General features: G+C 70.9%; 15 protein-coding genes. 9 read left to right on the top strand and 6 right to left on the bottom strand.

Going from position 1 to position 19,906, the window contains the following annotated elements; genetic code table 11:
* Positions 1–34 precede the first annotated feature (34 nt).
* Together WQ53_RS16750 and WQ53_RS08355 are read right to left on the bottom strand one after the other, a co-directional pair.
* Positions 35–283: a hypothetical protein gene (locus WQ53_RS16750; RefSeq protein ID WP_052631746.1), complete on the bottom strand. Its 249-nt coding sequence runs from the start codon at positions 281–283 to the stop codon at positions 35–37.
* Between the two features lie 228 nt (positions 284–511).
* Positions 512–1,522: a sigma 54-interacting transcriptional regulator gene (locus tag WQ53_RS08355; RefSeq protein WP_052631745.1), complete on the bottom strand. Its 1,011-nt coding sequence runs from the start codon at positions 1,520–1,522 to the stop codon at positions 512–514.
* A 449-nt stretch (positions 1,523–1,971) separates the two neighbouring features.
* Here WQ53_RS08355 and WQ53_RS08350 point away from each other — a divergent pair, with 449 nt between their 5' ends.
* Entirely contained in the window at positions 1,972–3,174 is a 1,203-nt protein-coding gene (locus tag WQ53_RS08350) for an AGE family epimerase/isomerase (protein ID WP_052631744.1), read from the top strand.
* 208 nt (positions 3,175–3,382) lie between these two features.
* Here the strand turns inward: WQ53_RS08350 and WQ53_RS08345 are convergent, their stop codons facing one another.
* Both WQ53_RS08345 and WQ53_RS08340 read right to left on the bottom strand, forming a co-directional pair.
* A complete protein-coding gene (locus WQ53_RS08345; RefSeq protein ID WP_236685840.1) occupies positions 3,383–4,324 on the bottom strand; it encodes a carbohydrate kinase family protein in 942 nt (313 codons plus the stop codon).
* A 4-nt stretch (positions 4,325–4,328) separates the two neighbouring features.
* The gene (locus WQ53_RS08340; protein ID WP_052631743.1) at positions 4,329–5,639 is read right to left on the bottom strand and encodes a sugar MFS transporter; all 1,311 of its coding nucleotides are present in this window, start codon (positions 5,637–5,639) and stop codon (positions 4,329–4,331) included.
* Positions 5,640–5,805: 166 nt separating this feature from the next.
* Between WQ53_RS08340 and WQ53_RS08335 the strand changes: the two genes are divergently transcribed.
* The 4 genes from WQ53_RS08335 to WQ53_RS08320 all read left to right on the top strand — a co-directional run bounded on the left by WQ53_RS08335 (position 5,806) and on the right by WQ53_RS08320 (position 13,566).
* A complete protein-coding gene (locus WQ53_RS08335; protein ID WP_052631742.1) occupies positions 5,806–6,144 on the top strand; it encodes a hypothetical protein in 339 nt (112 codons plus the stop codon).
* 198 nt (positions 6,145–6,342) lie between these two features.
* Positions 6,343–6,738, top strand: a complete 396-nt coding sequence (locus WQ53_RS08330; protein ID WP_052631741.1) for an I78 family peptidase inhibitor — start codon at positions 6,343–6,345, stop codon at positions 6,736–6,738.
* A 609-nt stretch (positions 6,739–7,347) separates the two neighbouring features.
* Positions 7,348–11,823 (top strand): glutamate synthase large subunit, encoded by a 4,476-nt coding sequence (gene gltB / locus WQ53_RS08325; RefSeq protein ID WP_052633998.1) that lies wholly within the window; start codon positions 7,348–7,350, stop codon positions 11,821–11,823.
* 264 nt (positions 11,824–12,087) lie between these two features.
* Positions 12,088–13,566: an FAD-dependent oxidoreductase gene (locus WQ53_RS08320; RefSeq protein WP_052631740.1), complete on the top strand. Its 1,479-nt coding sequence runs from the start codon at positions 12,088–12,090 to the stop codon at positions 13,564–13,566.
* Positions 13,567–13,767: 201 nt separating this feature from the next.
* Here WQ53_RS08320 and adhP read toward each other — a convergent pair whose 3' ends face one another.
* Positions 13,768–14,796 (bottom strand): alcohol dehydrogenase AdhP, encoded by a 1,029-nt coding sequence (adhP, locus tag WQ53_RS08315; protein WP_052631739.1) that lies wholly within the window; start codon positions 14,794–14,796, stop codon positions 13,768–13,770.
* Positions 14,797–14,958: 162 nt separating this feature from the next.
* On the opposite strand from adhP, the gene WQ53_RS08310 reads away from it, so the two are divergent.
* The 4 genes from WQ53_RS08310 (at position 14,959) to WQ53_RS08295 (ending at position 18,118) form a co-directional block, all read left to right on the top strand.
* On the top strand, positions 14,959–15,546 hold the full coding sequence (locus WQ53_RS08310; RefSeq protein WP_052631738.1) for a DUF4203 domain-containing protein: 588 nt from the start codon (positions 14,959–14,961) through the stop codon (positions 15,544–15,546).
* Between the two features lie 249 nt (positions 15,547–15,795).
* A complete protein-coding gene (locus tag WQ53_RS08305) occupies positions 15,796–16,677 on the top strand; it encodes a methylglyoxal synthase (RefSeq protein ID WP_052631737.1) in 882 nt (293 codons plus the stop codon).
* A 27-nt stretch (positions 16,678–16,704) separates the two neighbouring features.
* On the top strand, positions 16,705–17,475 hold the full coding sequence (locus tag WQ53_RS08300; protein WP_052631736.1) for an NRDE family protein: 771 nt from the start codon (positions 16,705–16,707) through the stop codon (positions 17,473–17,475).
* 211 nt (positions 17,476–17,686) lie between these two features.
* A complete protein-coding gene (locus tag WQ53_RS08295; RefSeq protein ID WP_052631735.1) occupies positions 17,687–18,118 on the top strand; it encodes a PepSY domain-containing protein in 432 nt (143 codons plus the stop codon).
* A 70-nt stretch (positions 18,119–18,188) separates the two neighbouring features.
* Here WQ53_RS08295 and WQ53_RS08290 read toward each other — a convergent pair whose 3' ends face one another.
* On the bottom strand, positions 18,189–19,460 hold the full coding sequence (locus WQ53_RS08290) for a TCR/Tet family MFS transporter (RefSeq protein WP_052631734.1): 1,272 nt from the start codon (positions 19,458–19,460) through the stop codon (positions 18,189–18,191).
* Between the last annotated feature and the right edge of the window lie 446 nt (positions 19,461–19,906).

Genomic DNA, 19,906 nt, shown 5'->3' with positions numbered 1-19,906 from the left:
ATTGCGGCGCCGGGCCGCGTACCGTCGCCCGCGCTCATGTCCGCCGCCGGGCCGCGCGGTACACCGTTCCGCCATCCGGCATCGCCGTGCGCTCGATGACGCCGCGCTGCCACAGGATTTCCAGCGCGCGGTGGACATGCTCGATCGGCGGGTCGAGTCCCTGCGCGGGCAACCACCACTGCGCGACGCCCTGTTCGCTGTCGGCGGCGGCAGGGTGTCGCGCCAGATAGGCCTCGATCGCCGAGACGGTGCGCTCGATCGCAAGTCCGGACTCGTCGAGCATGGCGGCCTCCCGGCAATGACGCCGATACACGGCGCAAGTCACGTGCCAATCGCACGCGGCACCCAAGCCATTGATCTGCAACGCCTGGAGTGCGTGCCGGCGGCGATGCGGGTCGCCCGTGACCCGGTTTCGATGTGCAGGTGGGTCGACGATCACCCTCGGGTGTGGGACCCGGGCTGCGGTGGGAGGGTGGCCGCACATCTCCGCGCGCCAGCGCGCGGATGGCCGCTACGCGTGTGCCGGCTCGTGGAAGCTGGCGTGGTCGAGGCCGTGCTTCTTGAGCAGCTTCCCCAGCGCCCGGCGTTCCTTTCCGGCCAGGCGGGCCGCGCGCGTGACGTTGCCGGCGGCCGCGGTCATCAGGTGTTCCAGGTAGTGGCGCTCGAAGCTGGACATGGCCTGGGCGCGGGCGTCGCTGTAGCTCTGCAGCTGCGAAGGCGGCCTGCCCGGCGGCGGCATGCCCGGCGGCGACGCGACGCCCGCTTCGGCGGCATGCAGCGAAAAGTCCAGGCATTTCCCGTCGGACAGCAGTAGCGCGCGCTGGATGAGGTTGTCCAGTTCGCGTACGTTGCCCGGCCACGGGTAGCGCGTGGCCCATTCCCGGCTGCGGGCGTCCAGGTGCCGGGGCGCCACGCCGTAGTGCGATGCGTGCCGCTCGATGAAGTATTCGGCCAGCAGCAGCGCGTCGGTGCCGCGCTCGCGCAGCGGCGGCATCTCGAGCATCAGCACGTTCAGGCGGAACGCCAGGTCGTCCCTGAACGCGCCGGCGACCAGCATCTCCTGCAGGCGCGGGCTTGCCGCCGCGATCACGCGCACGTCGCTGCAGTGCACCCGCATGCTGCCGACCGGGCGATAGGTCTTGTCCTGCAGGAAGCGCAGGAGCGAGACCTGGGCGCGCAGCGGCAGCGAATCGAGCTCGTCCAGGAAGAAGGTGCCGCCGTCGGCGGCCGCCACCAGGCCCGTGCGCGCCTGGCGCGCATCGGTGAACGCGCCGCGTTCGCAGCCGAACAGCTCGGTTTCGATCAGGCCTTCCGGCATCGCCCCGCAGTTGAGCGCGACGAACGGCGCCTGCTGCCGCGACGACAGGTAGTGGATGGCGCGCGCCGCCAGTTCCTTGCCGGTCCCGGTCTCGCCCTGGATCAGCACCGGCGCATCGAAGCGCGCCATGCGTTCGATCAACCCGACCGCGCGCAGGAACACCTCCGATTGGCCGATCAGGTTGGGCAGCGCGCCCGTTTGCATCGCCGTCGCCGACATGGAGCCTCCTTGTTGTCTTCCCGTCCGGTCGGCTGGTAGACGCTTCCCGCCCTTCGCCGGCTCGCTGCCGCATTCCAGTGCGGCTACGTCACCAACGCGCTGAGCGCTCGGGGGAGGACAGCTGGCGGCAATCGTTCCGCCGGCGGCAGCACGGGCGTTCCGCATGGCGGCGGTCGCAGTGGATCCCGCTGCGGATTGCACCGCGGCTCCCGCCCATGGCATCGCGTCTTCATGTCCTTGAACGATCTTCATGAACGCGACGCCGTGCGGGAGGCGGGCGCGGGAAACGTCGCCACGGCACCGGTGCGACGAACGGATGCCGCAACCGGCAGGTTTCGTCCGCCGCCTTCCGGCCGGCGGCTCGGGCGGCTTGGTAACCTTGGCTGCATGCCCGGCCGTCCCGGGCGCCGATCCTGTCCACAGCGAGCGCCCGCATGAGCCCAGCCGAGGCAGACCGCAGCCCCGCCCCGCCCGATTTCCGTGCGCGCGGGTTCCTGCTCGGCCACATCCGCCGCACGATGGGGTTCTACCACCCGCACTGCATCGATCCGGCCGGCGGCTTCTTCCAGTTCTTCAAGGACGACGGCACGGTCTACGACCGGCGTACGCGGCACCTGGTCAGCAGCACGCGCTTCGTCTTCAACTATTCGATGGCCTGGCAGGCCTTCGGCGAGCCGGCGTACCAGGACGCGGTGCGCCACGGCATCGCCTTCCTGCGCGATGCGCACCGCAACCCGGACACCGGCGGCTACGCCTGGGTGCTGCACGACGGCCAGGTGCAGGATGCGACCAACCACTGCTACGGCCTGGCATTCGTGGTGCTGGCCTACGCCAAGGCGCTGGAAGCGGGCATGCAGCAGGCCCGCGCCTGGCTGGAGGAAACCTGGGAGCTGATGGAACACCGCTTCTGGGAACCGGAGCCCGGGCTGTACGCCGACGAGGCCGGCGCCGACTGGACGGTCTCGCCGTACCGCGGCCAGAACGCGAACATGCACGCCTGCGAGGCCTGGCTGGCCGCCTACGAGGCCAGCGGCGAGCCGCGCTACCTGCAGCGCGCGCAGTTGCTGGCGCGGAACATAACCGGCCGCCAGGCCGCGCTCGCCGGCGGGCTGGTGTGGGAGCACTACCAGCGCGACTGGTCGGTCGACTGGGACTACAACCGCGGCGACCGCAGCAACATCTTCCGCCCATGGGGCTTCCAGCCCGGTCACCAGGTCGAATGGGCCAAGCTGCTGCTAATCCTCGACCGGCATGCGCCCGATCCCGCCTACCTGCCGCGGGCGCGCGAACTGTTCGACCGCGCGGTGGCGATGGCCTGGGACCGGGAACACGGCGGCCTGGTCTACGGCAACGACATCAACGGAGGCGTGTACGACGCCGACAAGTACTTCTGGGTGCAGGCCGAGGCGCTGGCCACCGCCGCGCTGCTGGCCGACCGCAGCGGCGACGAGGGCTACTGGCGGTGGTACGGGCGGATCTGGGAGTACAGCTGGACGCATTTCGTCGATCACGAGCACGGGGCCTGGTACCGCATCCTGGGTCCGGAGAACCGCAAGCTCACCGACGAGAAGAGTCCGGCCGGCAAGACCGATTACCACACGATGGGGGCGTGTTATGAGGTGTTGAAGGTGATCTAGGGAACGGTTGTGGGGTGGTACGCGTTGTCGGCGCAGGCGACTTCCTCGTGTTCCCGACGCCCGGGTCGCCCACTGAAGTGGGCTCCTGCAAGGGAGCGGCGACGCTGCAGCTGTTGTAGGAGCCGGGTTCAGCCGGCGACACGACGCCGGCGGCACAGGCGACTCCCCTGGTTTTACCGACGCCCGTGTCGCCGACTGAAGTCGGCTCCTACAAGGGGACGGACGCCAGCAGTGTTTCGACTTCGTCGCGGGTGGGCGCGTGCGCGCCGGGCCGGGTGCAGGCGGCCGCCGCGGTCGCCGCGGCGAAGCGCACATGCGCTTCCATGCCGGCATCGGGCCGCTGCAGCCGGCTGGCGAGGAAGCCGCCGATGCAGGCGTCGCCGGCGCCGACCGTGTCCGCCACGTCCACCGCGAACGCGGGCTGCTCGATCCGGCCTTCGGGCAGGTGCGCGGTCATGCCGTCGGCGCCGCGCGTGTAGAGCAGCGCCGCGCGCGGGGCCAGGCGCCGCACGCGTGCCAACGCTGCATCGGCATCCAGCGCCGGATAGATCTGGCGCAGGTCCTCGTCTGAGATCTTGATCGTGTCCGCCAGCGCGGCCATGCGCTCGAACAGCGGCGGGTAGTCCGCACCCATCAGGTTGCGGCAGTTCGGATCGAAGCTGACCGGCACGCCGGACGCGTGCAGCGCCCCGGCGATCGCGACCAGGCGCGCGCCCAGCGGCTGCCGCACCAGGCTGATGCAGCCGAAGTGGGCGTACGCGCAGGCCCGCTCCCAGCCCGACGGCAGCCGCGCGGGGTCGAACGCGAGGTCGGCGCTGCCGAGGAAGAAGTACTGCGGCGGCGACAGCGCGTGGACCATCGCCACCAGCGGCGGCTCCGCCACCACCTGGGCGAAGCGCAGGTCCAGCCCGGCCGCCCGCGACTTCTCCAGGATCTCGCGGCCGAACAGGTCCTCGCCCACCGACCCGCCCCAGCCGGTCGCCACGCCGAGCGTGGCCGCCACCCGCGCCACGTTCCAGCAGGCGCCGCCGGCGACGCTGTGCCAGCGGTCGGTGCCGGTGCGGACGAAGTCGGTCAACGCCTCGCCGAACACCACCAGCCGCGGCAGCGCCCCGCCGTGCGACTCCGCCGCCGCGGCCGCGGTCGCCACCGCCTCAGGCGTCCGGCGCCACCGCCACGGCGGCGCGGCCGGAGCCGATCGCGCCGGACTTCACCAGCAGTCCGTAGCTGGCGATCCACAGGTAGCACACCGCCGGCACCAGCAGCGCCAGCGCCAGGCCGATGCGGTCGGCGGCCACGCCCATCAGCAGCGGCACGATCGCGCCGCCGACGATGGCCAGGCACAGGATGCCCGAGGCGCCCGGCGTGTCCTCGCCCAGCCCGTCGATCGACAGGGTGAAGATGGTCGGGAACATCACCGAGTTGAACAGGCCGATCGACAGGATCGCCACCGCCGCGGCGGTGCCTTCCAGGGTGGTGCCGGCCAGCACCGCCAGCACCGCGGCGGCGACCGCGCACACCGCCAGCACCAGCCCCGGGGCGACGAAGCGCAGCACCCACGAGCCGATGAAGCGGCCGACCATCGCCAGGCCCCAGTACACCGCGATCAGGTTGCCGGCGGCGTGCTCGGAGGTGGTCGCCCCGACCATGATCAGGTAGTTGACCAGGGCGCTGCCGATCGCCACCTCGGCGCCGACGTAGAGGAAGATCGACAGCGCGCCCAGGCTGACCCGCGGGATGCCGAGCAGGCGCCGGTAGTCGCCGTGGCCGACCGGCCGCACCGCCGGCACCGGCGCGCGCCGCACCCACCAGCACAGCGCCGCCAGCCCGACCAGCACCGCGGCGATGATCATGTACGGCAGGCGCACGTGGCTGGCCTGCTCGACCCGGAAGGCCTCCAGCGCCGCACCGCTCAGGCCCGGCTCCGGCTCGGCCACGCCGGCGGCCAGGATCATCGCCGAGCCGAACAGCGGGCCGATCATGGTGCCGAACGAGTTGAACGCCTGCGCCAGGGTCAGCCGGCTGTGTGCGCGCGCCGGATCGCCCAGCCCCGCCGCCAACGGGTTGGCCGCGACCTGGACTAGGGTGATGCCGCCGGCCAGCACGAACAGCGCCGCCAGGAACGCCGGGTACCAGCCCATCGAGGCCGCCGGCGAGAACATCAGGCAGCCGCCGGCCATCACCAGCAGGCCTACTACTATTCCGCGCAGGTAGCCGACCCGGCTGACCAGCAGCGCGGCCGGGATCGAGACCACGAAGTAGGCGAGGAAGAAGCAGAACTGGGTCAGCATCGCCTCGGCATAGCTCAGCGAGAACGTTGCCTTGAGCTTGGGGATCAGCACGTCGACCAGCACCGTGCAGAAGCCCCAGGCGAAGAACAGGGAGATCACCAGCGGCAGCAGCCGCGACGATCCCCGGGCAAGCGCGGCGCCGGTGTTGCCGGCCTCCGGTGTGTTGACGTGCATCGACGCTCCTCCCCTCTAGTCGAAGCGCCGATCATGGCGCATCGCCCGGCCGCTGTCGCATAGCCGTTGTGCAGGGGCGGGCATCGCGCCGCGGAATACCCGCCTTCATCCCGCGCCGACGCGACCGGGCACAGGCTGGGCGCCTCCTCCCAACGGAACCGCCGCCATGTCCCGCCTGACCCTTTCGAGCCTCGCCGTGGCCACCTGCCTGCTCGCCGGCTGCGCCGGACCGCAGATCGCCGGGGTGGCGCCGATCGACGGGGTGATTTCCGGCCAGTGCCATGTCGACATGGTTCGTGGCGCGGTGGGCCTGGCCGCCTCCGACGCCACCATCCAGCGCGCCCGGGTCGACAGCGACAGCACCCAGGTCCGCGTGATCCGCGGCGCCGACGACCGCCCCGCCACCGCCACCCTGCCCGAGCCGGAGGCGACCGCGGACGGCGGGCCGCGCCTGACCGTGGAGACCGGGCGCAACAACGCGATCACGGCGCTGCATTGCGGGTGACCCACGCGGCCGGCAAGTGGCCGGCCGATCCTGGCAGTCACATCGCGCCTTCCGGCGCCGGTGGCGTCTTCCTGCTCAAGAAAGGCAGACCGCTGACAGCCGCGGCAACGACGGCGAGACCGGAGGCGGCGGTGCCGACTTAACGCAACGCGAATGTTTGGTCCTGCAAGCTGGGGCACCGCAACCGGGAATCGCCCAATGCCTGTCCGCACGCTCCGCCTCCTTCCCTCCCTGGTCCTGCTCTCCGCCCTCTGCGCCTGCTCGGCCGAGGTCGCGCCTGGCGAGGACGATGGCATCGAACAGGAACAGGCGCTCACCGACGCGCAACAGGCTGCCGAATCGGCCGCCACGCCCCCCGCGGACGGCATCGCCGACGCGCCGCCGCCGGCACCGACCTGCGATGCCAGCCAGGTGCAGGGCCTGGTCGGGCAGAGCAACGACGAGGCCAAGGCCGAACAGGCACGCGTCGACGCCGGTGCCAGCCACGTGCGCGTGCTCGAGCCGGGACAGATGGTGACGATGGAGTTCGACGGCGAACGCCTGAACATCGAAGTGGACGACGGCGGCCGCATCATCGCGTTGCGCTGCGGCTGAAGGACCTCGGGCCGGAACTCCGGCGCGTGGGCGGGGTGCGTCAGCCCCTGCCCGCGCCTGTCTCCGCGCAGGGAAAAAGGTCGTCGGTCCCGCGCAGGCGGGAAGCGCTTTTCAACAGCCGAAGCGCCTCACAACAGCCGAATGGCTGGTCATGGCTGGTCACCCGGCGTCTTGTCGCTCGCTGCAAGGTCACCGCCGCAAAGTCGCTGGATCCCCGCCTACGCGGGGATGACGCCCACTCTTGGTTCAGGTGCAAACGAACTTGCTCGCCTGCGCGAACGACGAGTCGGGACAGGTGCAGACTCAGCCTGCCGTCATCCCCGCGTAGGCGGGGATCCAGCGACTTTCGCTTCATCGCTCAGCCGATCAGACCGTCCGCAGGTATCTGGGCTCCCGCTGCGCGGGTCGGCCGAGCGACGTGCCGCAGACAGTTGCAAATGCACCTTTTTCCGGTGTCCAAGTCCGGTTGCGGCACTGCAACACTTATGCTCTAGTCGCATGACCGGTGGCACAGACAGGTAGCGTCAGTTTCTGGGGAAACTGTGCGCGGTGCCGCCTTCGCTCCGCGTCCGGCGAACAGCACGCCGTGCGCCGTTTTTCGAGATGCAGATGGCCCCTCGCAACCGCCACGGGCTCTACGACCCGGACTCCGAACGCGACGCCTGCGGTTTCGGCATGATCGCGCAGCTGGACGACCAGCCTTCGCGCGCGCTGGTCGACACCGCCATCGCCGCGCTCTCGCGCATGACCCACCGCGGCGGCGTCGCCGCCGACGGACTGACCGGCGACGGTTGCGGCCTGCTGATCCGCAAACCGGCCGCGTTCCTGCGCGCCATCGCCCACGAGGCCGGCATCGCGCTGGCGCCGGAGGGGCGCTTCGCCGCCGGCCTGGTGTTCCTGCCGCACGACGAAGCCGAGGCGGCACGGTGCCGCGACCTGCTGGAAGGCGAGCTGCACCGCGTCGGCGTGGCGGTGAAGGGCTGGCGCGCGGTGCCGACCGACGCCGGCGTCTGCGGCCGGCTGGCGCGCGACACCCTGCCGGCGATCCAGCAGCTGTTCGTCGAGGCCGGCAGCGGCCAGGACGACGAGACCTTCGCCCTGGCCCTGTTCCTGGCCCGCCGCCGCAGCGAGCAGCGCCTGCGCGCCGGCTCCAGTGAAGGATGCGCCGACTACTACGTGGTGACCCTGTCGCCGCATTCGATCGGCTACAAGGGCATGGTCCTGCCGGACAAGCTGGCCCGCTTCTACCTGGACCTGCAGCGCGCGGACCTGGCCTCCAGCGCGATCGTCTTCCACCAGCGCTTCTCGACCAACACCCTGCCGCGCTGGCCACTGGCCCATCCGTTCCGGATGCTGGCCCACAACGGCGAGATCAACACCATCGAGGGCAACCGCCGCTGGGCGCAGGCCCGCGGCAAGGTGTGGAAGACGCCGAAGTTCGACATCGCCGAACTCGAGCCGATCGTGTCGATGCACGGCTCGGACTCGCAGAGCCTGGACAACATGCTCGAGCTGCTGGTGTCCGGCGGCATGGAACTGATCCAGGCGCTGCGCATCCTGGTGCCGCCGGCGACCCAGTCGCTGGAGTTCAAGGACCCGGACCTGGCCGCGTTCTACGAATTCCACGGCCTCAACACCGAGCCGTGGGACGGCCCGGCCGGCATCGTGTCGCTGGATTCGCGCTACGCGGTGTGCACGCTGGACCGCAACGGCCTGCGCCCCTCGCGCTGGCTGCTGACCTCCGACCGCCACTTCATCGTCGCCAGCGAGGCCGGCGTGTGGGAGGTGCCGACCGAGCGTGTGGTGCGCAAGGGCAAGCTCGGCCCGGGCGAGATGATCGCCATCGACCTCAAGCGCGGCGACCTGCTCGACTCGGAGGCGGTGGACCGGATCAACCGCGGCCGCGCGCCGTACAAGCAGTGGCTGCACCAGGGCGTGACCTACCTGCAGACCGAGCTGATCGACCCGTCGCTGGCCGAGGAGCCGTTCGACGAGAAGACCCTGCGCAGCTACCACAAGCTGTTCCAGCTCAGCACCGAGGAGGTGGAGCTGGTGCTGCGGCCGATGGCCGAGACCGAGCAGGAAGCCACCGGCTCGATGGGCGACGACACGCCGATGGCGGTGCTCAGCCGGCTCAATCGCCCGCTGTACGACTACTTCCGCCAGGCCTTCGCGCAGGTCACCAATCCGCCGATCGATCCGTTGCGGGAAGACTGCGTGATGTCGCTGGCCACCCAGCTGGGCAAGGAGACCAACATCTTCCACGCCGGCCCGGAGACGGTGAACCACATCATCCTCAACTCGCCGGTGTTGTCGCAGCGCAAGCTGCGCCAGCTGATGGTGATGCCGCAGTACGCGGAGAAGAATCGGCTGATCGACCTGTCCTACGGCGTAGAGGAAGGCCTGAAGGCGGGCCTGGAGCGGATCTGTCGCGAGGCCGAGCAGGCGGTGCGCGACGGCATGGTCATGCTGCTGCTGTCCGACCGCTACCCGGTGCCGGAGCGGCCGATGGCGCATGCGCTGCTGGCCACCGGCGCGGTCCACCACCACCTGAGCAAGGCCGGGCTGCGCTGCGACGCCAACCTGATCGTCGAGACCGGCACCGCGCGCGATGCGCACCACATGGCCTGCCTGCTCGGCAACGGCGCCACCGCGGTGTATCCGTACCTGTCCTACCAGACCCTGTTCGACATGGGCCGACGCGGCATCCTGCAGCTGAAGAAGGGCGGCGAGACCGCGCAGGTCGGCCGCAGCTACCGCAAGGGCGTCTACAAGGGCCTGTCCAAGATCATTTCGAAGATGGGCATCGCCACCATCGCCAGCTACCGCGGCGCGCAGCTGTTCGAGATCGTCGGCCTGGAGCAGGACGTGGTCGAGCTGTGCTTCCCCGGCACGCCCTCGCGGGTCGGCGGCGCCGGCTTCGAGCGCCTGGACCGCGACGCGCGCGAGCTGCAGGCGGCGGCCTGGAACGAGCTGAAGAAGCCCGAGATCGGCGGCCTGATCAAGTATGTCCACGGCGGCGAGTACCACATGTACAACCCCGACGTGGTCATGACCCTGCAGAAGGCCACGCGCACCGCCGATGCGGCCGACTGGAAGGCGTACACCGAGGCAGTGCACTCGCGGCCGCCGTCGGCGCTGCGCGACCTGCTGGAACTGAAGGCCGCAGACACGCCGGTGCCGCTGGACGAAGTGGCCCCGGCCGCCGACCTGCTGCGCCGCTTCGACACCGCCGCCATCTCGCTCGGCGCGCTCTCGCCCGAGGCGCACGAAGCGCTGGCCATCGCCATGAACCGCCTCGGCGGTCGCAGCAACTCCGGCGAAGGCGGCGAGGATCCGGTCCGCTACGGCACCGAGAAGCGCAGCAAGATCAAGCAGGTCGCCTCCGGCCGCTTCGGCGTGACGCCCGAGTACCTGGTCAACGCCGAGGTGCTGCAGATCAAGGTCGCCCAGGGCGCCAAGCCGGGCGAGGGCGGCCAGCTGCCGGGCCACAAGGTCAACGAGCTGATCGCGCGGCTGCGCTACGCGCGCCCGGGCATCGGCCTGATCTCGCCGCCGCCGCACCACGACATCTATTCGATCGAGGACCTGGCCCAGCTGATCTACGACCTCAAGCAGGTCAATCCGCAGGCGCTGGTCTCGGTCAAGCTGGTCTCGCACGCGGGCGTGGGCACGATCGCCGCCGGCGTGGTCAAGGCCGGCGCCGACCTGATCACCATCTCCGGCCACGACGGCGGCACCGGCGCCTCGCCGGTCAGCTCGATCCGCTACGCGGGCGGGCCGTGGGAGCTGGGCGTGGCCGAGTCGCACCAGGCGCTGGTCGCCAACGACCTGCGCGACCGCACCATCCTGCAGACCGACGGCGGCTTCAAGACCGGCCTGGACGTGGTCAAGGCCGCGCTGCTGGGCGCCGACAGCTTCGGCTTCGGCACCGCGCCGATGATCGTGCTGGGCTGCAAGTACCTGCGCATCTGCCACCTCAACAACTGCGCCACCGGCGTGGCCACCCAGGACGAGCGCCTGCGCGCCGAGCACTTCACCGGTCTGCCCGAGCGGGTGGAGAATTTCTTCCGCCTGCTGTCGGAGGAAGTGCGGCAGTGGCTGTCGTTGCTGGGTGCGCGTTCGCTGGACGAGATCGTCGGCCGCACCGACCTGCTGCACCAGATCGATGCCGCTCCGCGCGAGGGCGTGCGGGTGGATCTTTCGCGGTTGCTGCACCCGGCGCCGCGCGACGAGGACCGCTGCGCCGCCTCGCGCCTGTACGAGTCGCCCGACAGCCTGGCGACCCAGCTCGACATCCAGCTGGCCGACGCGATCGCCAACAAGACCGGCGGCGAGCACCGCTACCTGATCCACAACACCGACCGCAGCATCGGCGCGCGCCTGTCCGGCGCGATCGCCAAGGCGCACGGCAACCACGGCATGGACGAGGCGCCGATCACGCTGCACTTCCGCGGCACCTCCGGGCAGAGCTTCGGTGCGTTCAACGCCGGCGGCCTGCAGCTGGAGCTGGAAGGCGAGGCCAACGACTACGTCGGCAAGGGCATGGCCGGCGGCCGCCTGGTGGTGCGACCGCCGCGCGGCGCGCGCTACGAGGCGCGCAGCACGCCGATCCTGGGCAACACCTGCCTGTACGGCGCCACCGGCGGCGAGCTGTTCGCGGCCGGCCGCGCCGGCGAGCGCTTCGCGGTGCGCAATTCCGGCGCGCTGGCGGTGGTCGAGGGCGCCGGCGACCACTGCTGCGAGTACATGACCGGCGGCGTGGTGCTGGTGCTGGGCAAGGTCGGCCTGAACTTCGGCGCCGGCTTCACCGGCGGCCTGGCCTACGTGCTCGACCAGGACCGCGACTTCGTCGACCGCTACAACCACGAACTGATCGACATCCACCGGATCAGCCCGGAGGGCCTGGAGAACTACCGCCAGCACCTGCACCGCCTGGTCACCCGCCACCGCGAGCTGACCGGCAGCATCTGGGCCCAGCAGATCCTCGACGAGTTCCGCGACTACGTCGGCAAGTTCTGGCTTGTGAAGCCGAAGGCGGCGAGCATCGAGTCGCTGGCCGACACACTAAGGAGGGCGGCATGACTTCCATGCTGCGCATGGAAGCCCCCAAGGCTGGCTTTGCCAACCTCGGGCCCCGATGCGCACTTCCGATCCCCGCCCCTTCGGGGCGCCCCCTTACCAAGGGGGCTCTCCTCCAGTGGGGTCCACGAATTACCCCGTCACTCCCGCGTAGGCGGGAGTCCAGTGACTTCAGCGTGCGCGCTCGAAAACCCGACGCCGTCTGAAGGCCCCCAACGAAGCCAGACACTGGGTCCCGGCCGACGCCGGGACGACGACGAGACCGCCATGAGCCGCAAGCAAGTCTTCCAATTCCTCGACCTGCCCCGCGAGATGCCCAAGCGCATCCCGCTGGAGCTGCGCACTTCCGGCGACTGGGGCGAGCTGTACGGCAAGTTCGGCCAGGCCGAGGCCGCGCACCAGTCCGGCCGCTGCCTGGACTGCGGCAACCCGTACTGCAGCTGGAAGTGCCCGGTGCACAACGCCATCCCGCAGTGGCTGCAGCTGGTCCAGGAGAACCGCATCCTCGAGGCCGCCGAGCTGTGCCACAGCACCAACCCGCTGCCTGAAGTGTGCGGCCGGGTCTGCCCGCAGGACCGCCTGTGCGAGGGCAGCTGCACGCTCAACGACGGCTTCGGCGCGGTCACCATCGGCGCGGTGGAGAAGTACATCGTCGACACCGCGTTCGAGCGCGGCTGGCGCCCGGACCTGTCCGAAGTGGTGCCCACCGGCAAGCGCGTGGCGGTGATCGGCGCCGGCCCGGCCGGCATCGGCTGCGCCGACCGGCTGGCGCGCGCCGGCATCCACGCCGTGGTCTACGACCGCTACGAGCAGATCGGCGGCCTGCTGCAGTTCGGCATCCCGACCTTCAAGCTCGACAAGAGCGTGATCGCCACGCGCCGCGAGGTGCTGGAAGGCATGGGCATCGAGTTCCGCCTCGGCGTGGAAGTGGGCAAGGACGTCGCCATCGAACAGCTGCTCGAGGAATACGACGCGGTGTTCCTAGGCACCGGCGCCTACCGCTACACCGATGGCGGACTGCCGGGCCAGGAGGCCGAGGGCGTGCTGCCGGCGCTGCCGTTCCTGGTGCAGAACGGCCGCATCGTCGCCGGCAACGACCCCTGGGGCCGGCCGATCGCCGGCTGGGAAGACAAGATCAAGCTGCCCGATCTGTCTGGCAAGCGCGTGGTCGTGCTCGGCGGCGGCGACACCGGCATGGACTGCGTGCGCAGTTCGATCCGCCTGGGCGCCGGCAAGGTCACCTGCGCCTACCGCCGCGACGAGGCGTCCATGCCCGGCTCGGCGCGCGAGGTGGGCAACGCCCGCGAGGAGGGCGTGCGCTTCCTGTTCAACCGCCAGCCGCTGGCGATCGAGGCCGACGCCGAGGGCCGCGCGACCGGCGTGCGCGTGGTCGAGACCCGGCTGGGCGAGCCGGATGCGCGCGGCCGCCGCAACGCGGTGCCGATCGAGGGCAGCGAGTCGGTGATCGAGGCCGACGTGGTGATCATCGCTTTCGGCTTCTCGCCGGAGGTGCCGGAGTGGATGCAGGCGCTGGGCATCGAGGGCACGCCCAACGGCCGCATCGTCGCCGGCGGCGCCGACCGGCTGCCGTACCAGACCACCCATCCGCGCGTGTTCGCCGGCGGCGACGCGGTGCGCGGCGCCGACCTGGTGGTGACCGCAGTGGCCGAGGGGCGTGATGCGGCGCAGGGCATTGCGGAGTTGCTGGCGGTGGAGGCGCAGCCTGCCGAGCCGGCCACGGCCTGAGCGTCTTCGCCACGGGAGTACAGGAAGGCCCCGGGAAGCCGGGGCCTTCGCTTTTCCTTCTCCCCCCGGGACTAGGTGCTCTCGGGATAGAAGATGCCCGCAAGGCGGATGAGGGTGCGGCAGCGCGACGGCGATCGGTGACTTCGCAGCCCTCCCGACCCTCTCCCCAACCCCTCTCCCGGAGGGAGAGGGGCTTTTTGATCAGGCCGCCAGGTCGAGCACGATGCGGCCCTCGATCTCGCCCTTGTGCATGCGCGCGAACACCTCGTTGATGTTCTCCAGCTTCTCGGTGGCCACGGTCGCGGCGACCTTGCCCTGCGCGGCGAACTCCAGCGACTCCTGCAGGTCAAGCCGGGTGCCGACGATCGAGCCGCGCACGGTGATCCCGTTGAGCACCATGCCGAAGATGTCCAGCGGGAAGCCGCCCGGCGGCAGGCCGACCAGCGACATCGTGCCACCGCGGCGCAACATCCCCAGCGCCTGCTCGAAGGCCCTGGGCGAGACCGCGGTGACCAGCGCGCCGTGCGCGCCGCCGATCTCCTGCTTCAGGAACTCCGCCGGGTCGGTGTTGAGCGCATTGACCGTGACGGCCGCGCCCAGCCGGCTCGCCAGCGCCAGCTTCGCGTCGTCCACGTCCACCGCGGCCACGTTCAAACCCATCGCCCGTGCGTACTGCACGGCCATGTGGCCCAGGCCGCCGATGCCGGAGATCACCACCCAGTCGCCGGGCTTGGTGTCGGTCACCTTCAGGCCCTTGTAGACGGTGACACCGGCGCACAGGATCGGTGCGACCTCGACGAAGCCGACCTGCGCCGGCAGGTGGCCGGCGTAGTTGGCGTTGGCCAGCGCGTACTGGGCGAAACCGCCGTTGACCGAGTAGCCGGTGTTCTGCTGCGCCTCGCACAGCGTCTCCCAGCCGCCCAGGCAGTGCTCGCAGTAGCCGCAGGCCGAATACAGCCAGGGGATGCCGACCCGGTCGCCTTCCTTGACGTGGTTGACGGCGGCGCCGACCGCGACCACGTGGCCCACGCCCTCGTGGCCGGGAATGAAGGGTGGCTGCGGCTTGACCGGCCAGTCGCCTTCGGCGGCATGCAGGTCGGTGTGGCAGACGCCGCAGGCCTCGATCTTCACCAGCAGATCGCCCGGGCCCGGTCGCGGCACCGGCACTTCCTCGATCGCCAGCGGCTGGCCGAAGCCGCGCACCACGGCGGCCTTCATCGTCTTGTCCATGGTTCGGTCCTCGCGGGAGGGGATTTCCACCCTACACCCGCGGCGTTGCTGTCCGGTTGATCGAAGTCAATCGGCCATACCGCCCCGCATGTGCGAACGCGCCGTGGCCGCCGGTTTTGTCTGCTACGCTCCGCCGCACATCCACCTCCGGGGAGTTGTGCGATGGACTACGGATTCCTGTGGGGCGTCATCGCCCTGGCGTGCGGCACGGTGATGATCGTCTACGGTGCCGCGATGTTCCGGGTGGTGCTGGCGTTCGCCGGTTTCTACATCGGCTTCGGCCTGGTCTCGGCGTTCCTCGGCTCGATCGCCGGTGGGCCCAGCCCGGCGGTGCAGACCCTGATCGCGGTCGTGCTCGGCGCCGCATTGGGCGGGATCCTCTATTCGTTCGTCCGGATCGCGGTGTACGCGGCCGGCGCGATCCTCGGCCTGGTCGTGGCGCTGTTCTTCACCTCGCTGATCGGCATCGGTCACAGCTGGCTGCTGACCCTGCTCGCCCTCGGCGGCGTCGGCCTGGGCGCGTTCGGCGGCCGCTACCTGGGCAGCTGGCTGACCATCGTGTCCTCGGCCTTCGCCGGCGCGTACTTCGCCGTCACCGGCCTGGCCCTGATCTTCGGCGCGCAGGCGCCGAACGGGATGATGCCGATCAATTCGCGCACGCTGGTGGTGTTCATCCTGCTCGCGTCGATCAGCTTCCTGGCCCAGTCGCGCACGCGCAACCTGCGCCGGAGCGGAGCCTTCGTCCGCTGACGGCACGCGCGGGCGGCTTGCCGCCCCGATCCGCGGGGTCGCGGGGTTCCGGCCCCGCGACCCGGCACACGCCCTCGCCAACACCTGCCACGTCGTCCCGGCGCACGCTGGGACCAGTGACTTGTGCGCGCACGTCCGGTTGCTGGAAAGGCAAAAGTCGCTGGGTCCCGGCGTGCGCCGGGACGACGGTGGCGGGTCTGTGCTGCCGTTAGACTGGCATCGACCCACCCACTCCACGGATCGACGCACATGCGCCTGGGCCTCGCCGCCAACCGCCTGCACCACGCCACCGAGGACGCCGCGCTGTTCCGCTGGCTGCGCGCCTGCGAGCCCGGCATCCGCGAACTGGGCCTCGGCCTGCACGCGGTCGGCCGCACCCACGACGCGATCGCCGCCGCCGGCATGCTCGCCGGCTATGCCGGACTGAAGCGCTACCCCTACGGCCGCGAAGGCGGGCTGATGAAGCTGGTCGCCGAGGTGGTCGGCATGGAGGGCGACGCGCGCACCCTGGACGGAGCGATCTACCTGATCGACCCGGTCGATCCATCCTCGATCTTCCCCGAAGCGATCGCGCTCAAGCGCCAGTGCGTGATCCACGGCAAGCCTTTCATTTCCACCGTGGCCAGCGCGCGCGACTGGATCGAGAACGAGCGCATCCACGCCGGGCTGGCGCCGGATCCTGCCGCCGACCGCTTCCACGCGTTCGAATCGCAGACCCTGGCGCTGATCGCGCACGATGCGATGAAGCCGCAGATGCTGGCCTTCGCCGCCGAACACTACGACGTGCTGTCGCGCTTCGCCCGGCGCGTGGCCACCGGCACCACCGGCCAGCGCCTGAACGAAATGGCCTGGAGCCGCGGCTGGCCGCAGGACACACCGTGGGCGCACCGCTTCCTCAGCGGGCCGATGGGCGGCGACGCGCAGATCGCCGACCTGGTGCTGGAACACCGCTGCCAGCGCGCGGTGTTCTTCGAGGACCCGCACGTGGCGCGCCAGCACGAGGCCGACATCCAGCTGCTCGAGCGCGCGGTGACCACGGTGACCGACGAGGCGGTGTGCATCACCTCGCCGGGCGTGGCCGCGCGCTGGATCGCGGCCGCGCGGCGCCGGGCCCAGCTGCGCGCCGCCTGACCTTCGCCGGATACGGAGCCTGCCGCCATGTGCGTGGTCGCCTTAGCCTGGAACGCGCATCCGCGCTGGCGGCTGCTGCTGGCCGGCAACCGCGACGAGTTCCACGCACGCCCGACGGCGCCGCTGGCGGCCTGGGACGACGGGTCCGGCATCGTCGCCGGCCGCGACCTGGAGGCCGGCGGCACCTGGCTGGGCGTGGACGCGCGCGGCCGCTGCGCGCTGGTGACCAATGTGCGCGATCTGCGCCGGCCGCAGGACGGCCTGTCGCGCGGGTTGCTGGCCAGCGACTACCTGCGCGGCGAGGATGACGCGCCGGGACGCGCGCAGGCGCTGCTGCCCAGCGCCGAGCGGTACCGGCCGTTCAACCTGCTGCTGGCCGATGCGCAGGCCTGCACCTGGGTCGGCAACCTGCCGCAGGTGCGCCTGGCCACACTGGCCGACGGCGTGCACGTGCTGTCCAATGCGGCGCTGGACACGCCCTGGCCGAAGGCGGAAACGCTGGGCGCGCGCCTGCGCGACTGGCTCGATGCCGGTGACGGGCAGGATTTCGCGCCGCTGTTCGCTGCGCTGGCCGACGAGACCCGCTACCCGGACGCGCGGCTGCCCGACACCGGCATCGGCCTGGAGCGCGAGCGCTGGCTGTCGGCCGCATTCATCCGCGGCGAGGATTACGGCACGCGCGCCAGTACCGTGGTCGCGCTGAACCACGACGGCGGCGGCGTGATCGTGGAGCGGCGCTGGGGTCCGATGGGCGTGCCGCTGGGCGAAACGCGCCTGACGATCGCACGCTCTTTGTAGGAGCCGGGTTCAGCCGGCGACACGCCACGTCGGCACAGGCGACTTCCTCGTATTCCCGACGCCCGTGTCGCCGGCTGAACCCGGCTCCTACAAGAGGCGGGGCGTCGATGCGGCGTTGACGGTGATGAACCGCGGCCATGCGCGCGCGCATTCACCTCGGGCTGAAGCCGGCCATTTCAAGGTGGCGCTCCCGTTACGACAGGAGCTACCGATGAACCTGCGCCCTCTTTCGCTCGCCCTGCTCGCCACGTTCGCCGCCGCCCCGGCCTTCGCCGACAAGTCCGCCGCGACCCTGACCGAACCGCAGGTGCGCGCGCTGCTGACCGGGCAGGGCTACACCCGCATCGACGACCTCGAGTTCGACGACGGCATGTGGGAGACCGACGCCACCAGCGCCGACGGCAACCGCGTCGACGTGCGCGTGGATCCGGCCAGCGGCCGCGTGTACGCCGAGGACGTGGTCTCCAATCTCAGCGCCGAGGACGTGAAGGCCCGGCTCGCCGCCGCCGGCTACTCCAAGGTCCACGACGTCGACTACGACGACGGCATCTGGAAGGCCGACGCCGAGCGCGAGGATGGCAGGAAAGTCGAGATCAGAGTCGACCCGCAGGACGGGAGGATCCTGGCGGTGGAGAACGATTGAGGCAGGACGATCATCCCCTGCACCGTCGTCCCGGCGAACGCCGGGACGACGGTGCGGAGGGGACGACGTTTCAGCGACCGGATGCAGCCGGGCCCGGCACTTCCCGCGCCACCACCGCCGGCCGCGCGTAGCGCCAGCCCACGCCCCAGGCGCAGGCCAGCAGCAGCGCGGCCAGGAACCACGGTGCGCCGGGCAGCTGCGCCGGCGCGTTGCTGCCGACGAACAGTGCGAACACGTTGGCGAACAGCATCGGCCCGGCGATGCCGGCCAGGCTGGTCAGGCTCATCAGTGCGCCCTGGATGCGGCCCTGCACCTCCGGACCGACCTGGCGGGTGATCAGCGCCTGGGTGGCCGGCGCGGCCAGCGCCCACAGCGCGCTCACCGGCAGGCCGACGATGAACAGCCAGCCGTGGTCGGCCAGGCCGTAGACCACGAAGCCGGCCACGCCGCAGGCCAGCCCCAGCAGCAGCGTGCGCCGCTCGCCGATCGCCTTGACCGTGCGCCCGACCAGCCCGGCGTTCACCACGATGCTCAGCACGCCGACCATCGCCAGCACCCAGCTCACCTCGCGCGGCCCCCACTGGTAGCGGTAGTCGGCGAACAGCACGAAGATGCTCGGGTACACGTAGTGCGCCAGCTGCGCCAGGAACACCACCGCGGCCAGGCCGAACACCTGCGGATAGCTGCGCAGCAGCGCCAGCGCGCCGAACGGGTTGGCGTGCGAGACGTCGAAGCGCGGCGTGCGCCGCTGCGGCGACAACGACTCGGGCAGCACGAACCAGCCGTAGAGGAAGTTCAGCAGCGCCAGCCCGGCGGCGAACCAGAACGGCAGGCGCAGGTCGATCCCGCCCAGCCAGCCGCCGATCAGCGGGCCGATCACGAAGCCCAGGCCGAACGCCGCGCCGATCATGCCGAAGCTCTTGGCGCGCTTCTCCGGTGCGGTGACGTCGGCGATGTAGGCGTTGGCGGTGGTGAAGCTGGCCGAGGCGATGCCGGAGATGATCCGGCCGACCAGCAGCATCGGCAGCGAAGTGGCCAGGGCCATGAAGATGAAATCCAGGCCCAGGCCCAGGCACGACAGCAGGATCACCGGCCGCCGGCCGTAGCGGTCCGACAGCGCGCCCTGCACCGGCGTGGACACGAACTGCACCGCGGCGAACACCATGCCGAACACGCCGACCCAGCGCGCGGCGCTGGCGATGTCGCCGCCGGTGAACTCCTCGACCAGGTGCGGCAGCACCGGGATGATCACGCCGAACGCCAGCACGTCGATCAGCACGGTGACGAAGATGAAGGCCAGCGCCGCGCGTCGCACGCCGGGCCGGTGCAGGGATGGATCCACGCCTGGTCCTTGTAGGAGCCGGGTTCAGCCGGCGACACGCCACATCAGGGCGCCCGCCATGCCTGTCCGGAAGGCGCGAAGTGTAGCGGGTGCGCGGGAATGCCGGAGTCCGGGATCGATGGGGCGGTTGGGGAAATCGTGATCCGGACGTGGCGGTTGAACGCCGCGACGCCGCGCGGCGTCGGGTCGCCCATAGATTGACTCCTGCATGGGGATTGCGTCGCGCTGCCGTTGTAGGAGCCGGGTTCAGCCGGCGACACGACGCCACCGGCACAGGCGACGCCCTCGTGGTTCCGACGCCCGTGTCGCCGTCATGCCGGCTCCTACAGAAAAGCGCATGGCGCTGCCGTTGTAGGAGCCGGGTTCAGCCGGCGACACGACGCCACCGGCAAAGGCGACGCCCTCGTGATTCCGACGCCCGTGTCGCCGTCATGCCGGCTCCTACA

Source organism: Pseudoxanthomonas suwonensis, from assembly GCF_000972865.1.
Taxonomy (GTDB): Bacteria; Pseudomonadota; Gammaproteobacteria; order Xanthomonadales; family Xanthomonadaceae; genus Pseudoxanthomonas; species Pseudoxanthomonas suwonensis_B.
The sequence above is the reverse complement of the archived record's forward strand: the minus strand, read 5'-3'. Positions and strand labels throughout refer to the sequence as shown.

Excerpts from the sequence above, each read along its gene's own strand:
- WQ53_RS16750 (WP_052631746.1), bottom strand. The coding sequence starts at position 283 with ATGCTCGACGAGTCCGGACTTGCGATCGAGCGCACCGTCTCGGCGATC.
- WQ53_RS08355 (WP_052631745.1), bottom strand. The coding sequence starts at position 1,522 with ATGCAAACGGGCGCGCTGCCCAACCTGATCGGCCAATCGGAGGTGTTC.
- WQ53_RS08350 (WP_052631744.1), top strand. The coding sequence starts at position 1,972 with ATGAGCCCAGCCGAGGCAGACCGCAGCCCCGCCCCGCCCGATTTCCGT.
- WQ53_RS08340 (WP_052631743.1), bottom strand. The coding sequence starts at position 5,639 with ATGCACGTCAACACACCGGAGGCCGGCAACACCGGCGCCGCGCTTGCC.
- WQ53_RS08335 (WP_052631742.1), top strand. The coding sequence starts at position 5,806 with ATGTCCCGCCTGACCCTTTCGAGCCTCGCCGTGGCCACCTGCCTGCTC.
- WQ53_RS08330 (WP_052631741.1), top strand. The coding sequence starts at position 6,343 with ATGCCTGTCCGCACGCTCCGCCTCCTTCCCTCCCTGGTCCTGCTCTCC.
- gltB (WP_052633998.1), top strand. The coding sequence starts at position 7,348 with ATGGCCCCTCGCAACCGCCACGGGCTCTACGACCCGGACTCCGAACGC.
- WQ53_RS08320 (WP_052631740.1), top strand. The coding sequence starts at position 12,088 with ATGAGCCGCAAGCAAGTCTTCCAATTCCTCGACCTGCCCCGCGAGATG.
- adhP (WP_052631739.1), bottom strand. The coding sequence starts at position 14,796 with ATGGACAAGACGATGAAGGCCGCCGTGGTGCGCGGCTTCGGCCAGCCG.
- WQ53_RS08310 (WP_052631738.1), top strand. The coding sequence starts at position 14,959 with ATGGACTACGGATTCCTGTGGGGCGTCATCGCCCTGGCGTGCGGCACG.
- WQ53_RS08305 (WP_052631737.1), top strand. The coding sequence starts at position 15,796 with ATGCGCCTGGGCCTCGCCGCCAACCGCCTGCACCACGCCACCGAGGAC.
- WQ53_RS08300 (WP_052631736.1), top strand. The coding sequence starts at position 16,705 with ATGTGCGTGGTCGCCTTAGCCTGGAACGCGCATCCGCGCTGGCGGCTG.
- WQ53_RS08295 (WP_052631735.1), top strand. The coding sequence starts at position 17,687 with ATGAACCTGCGCCCTCTTTCGCTCGCCCTGCTCGCCACGTTCGCCGCC.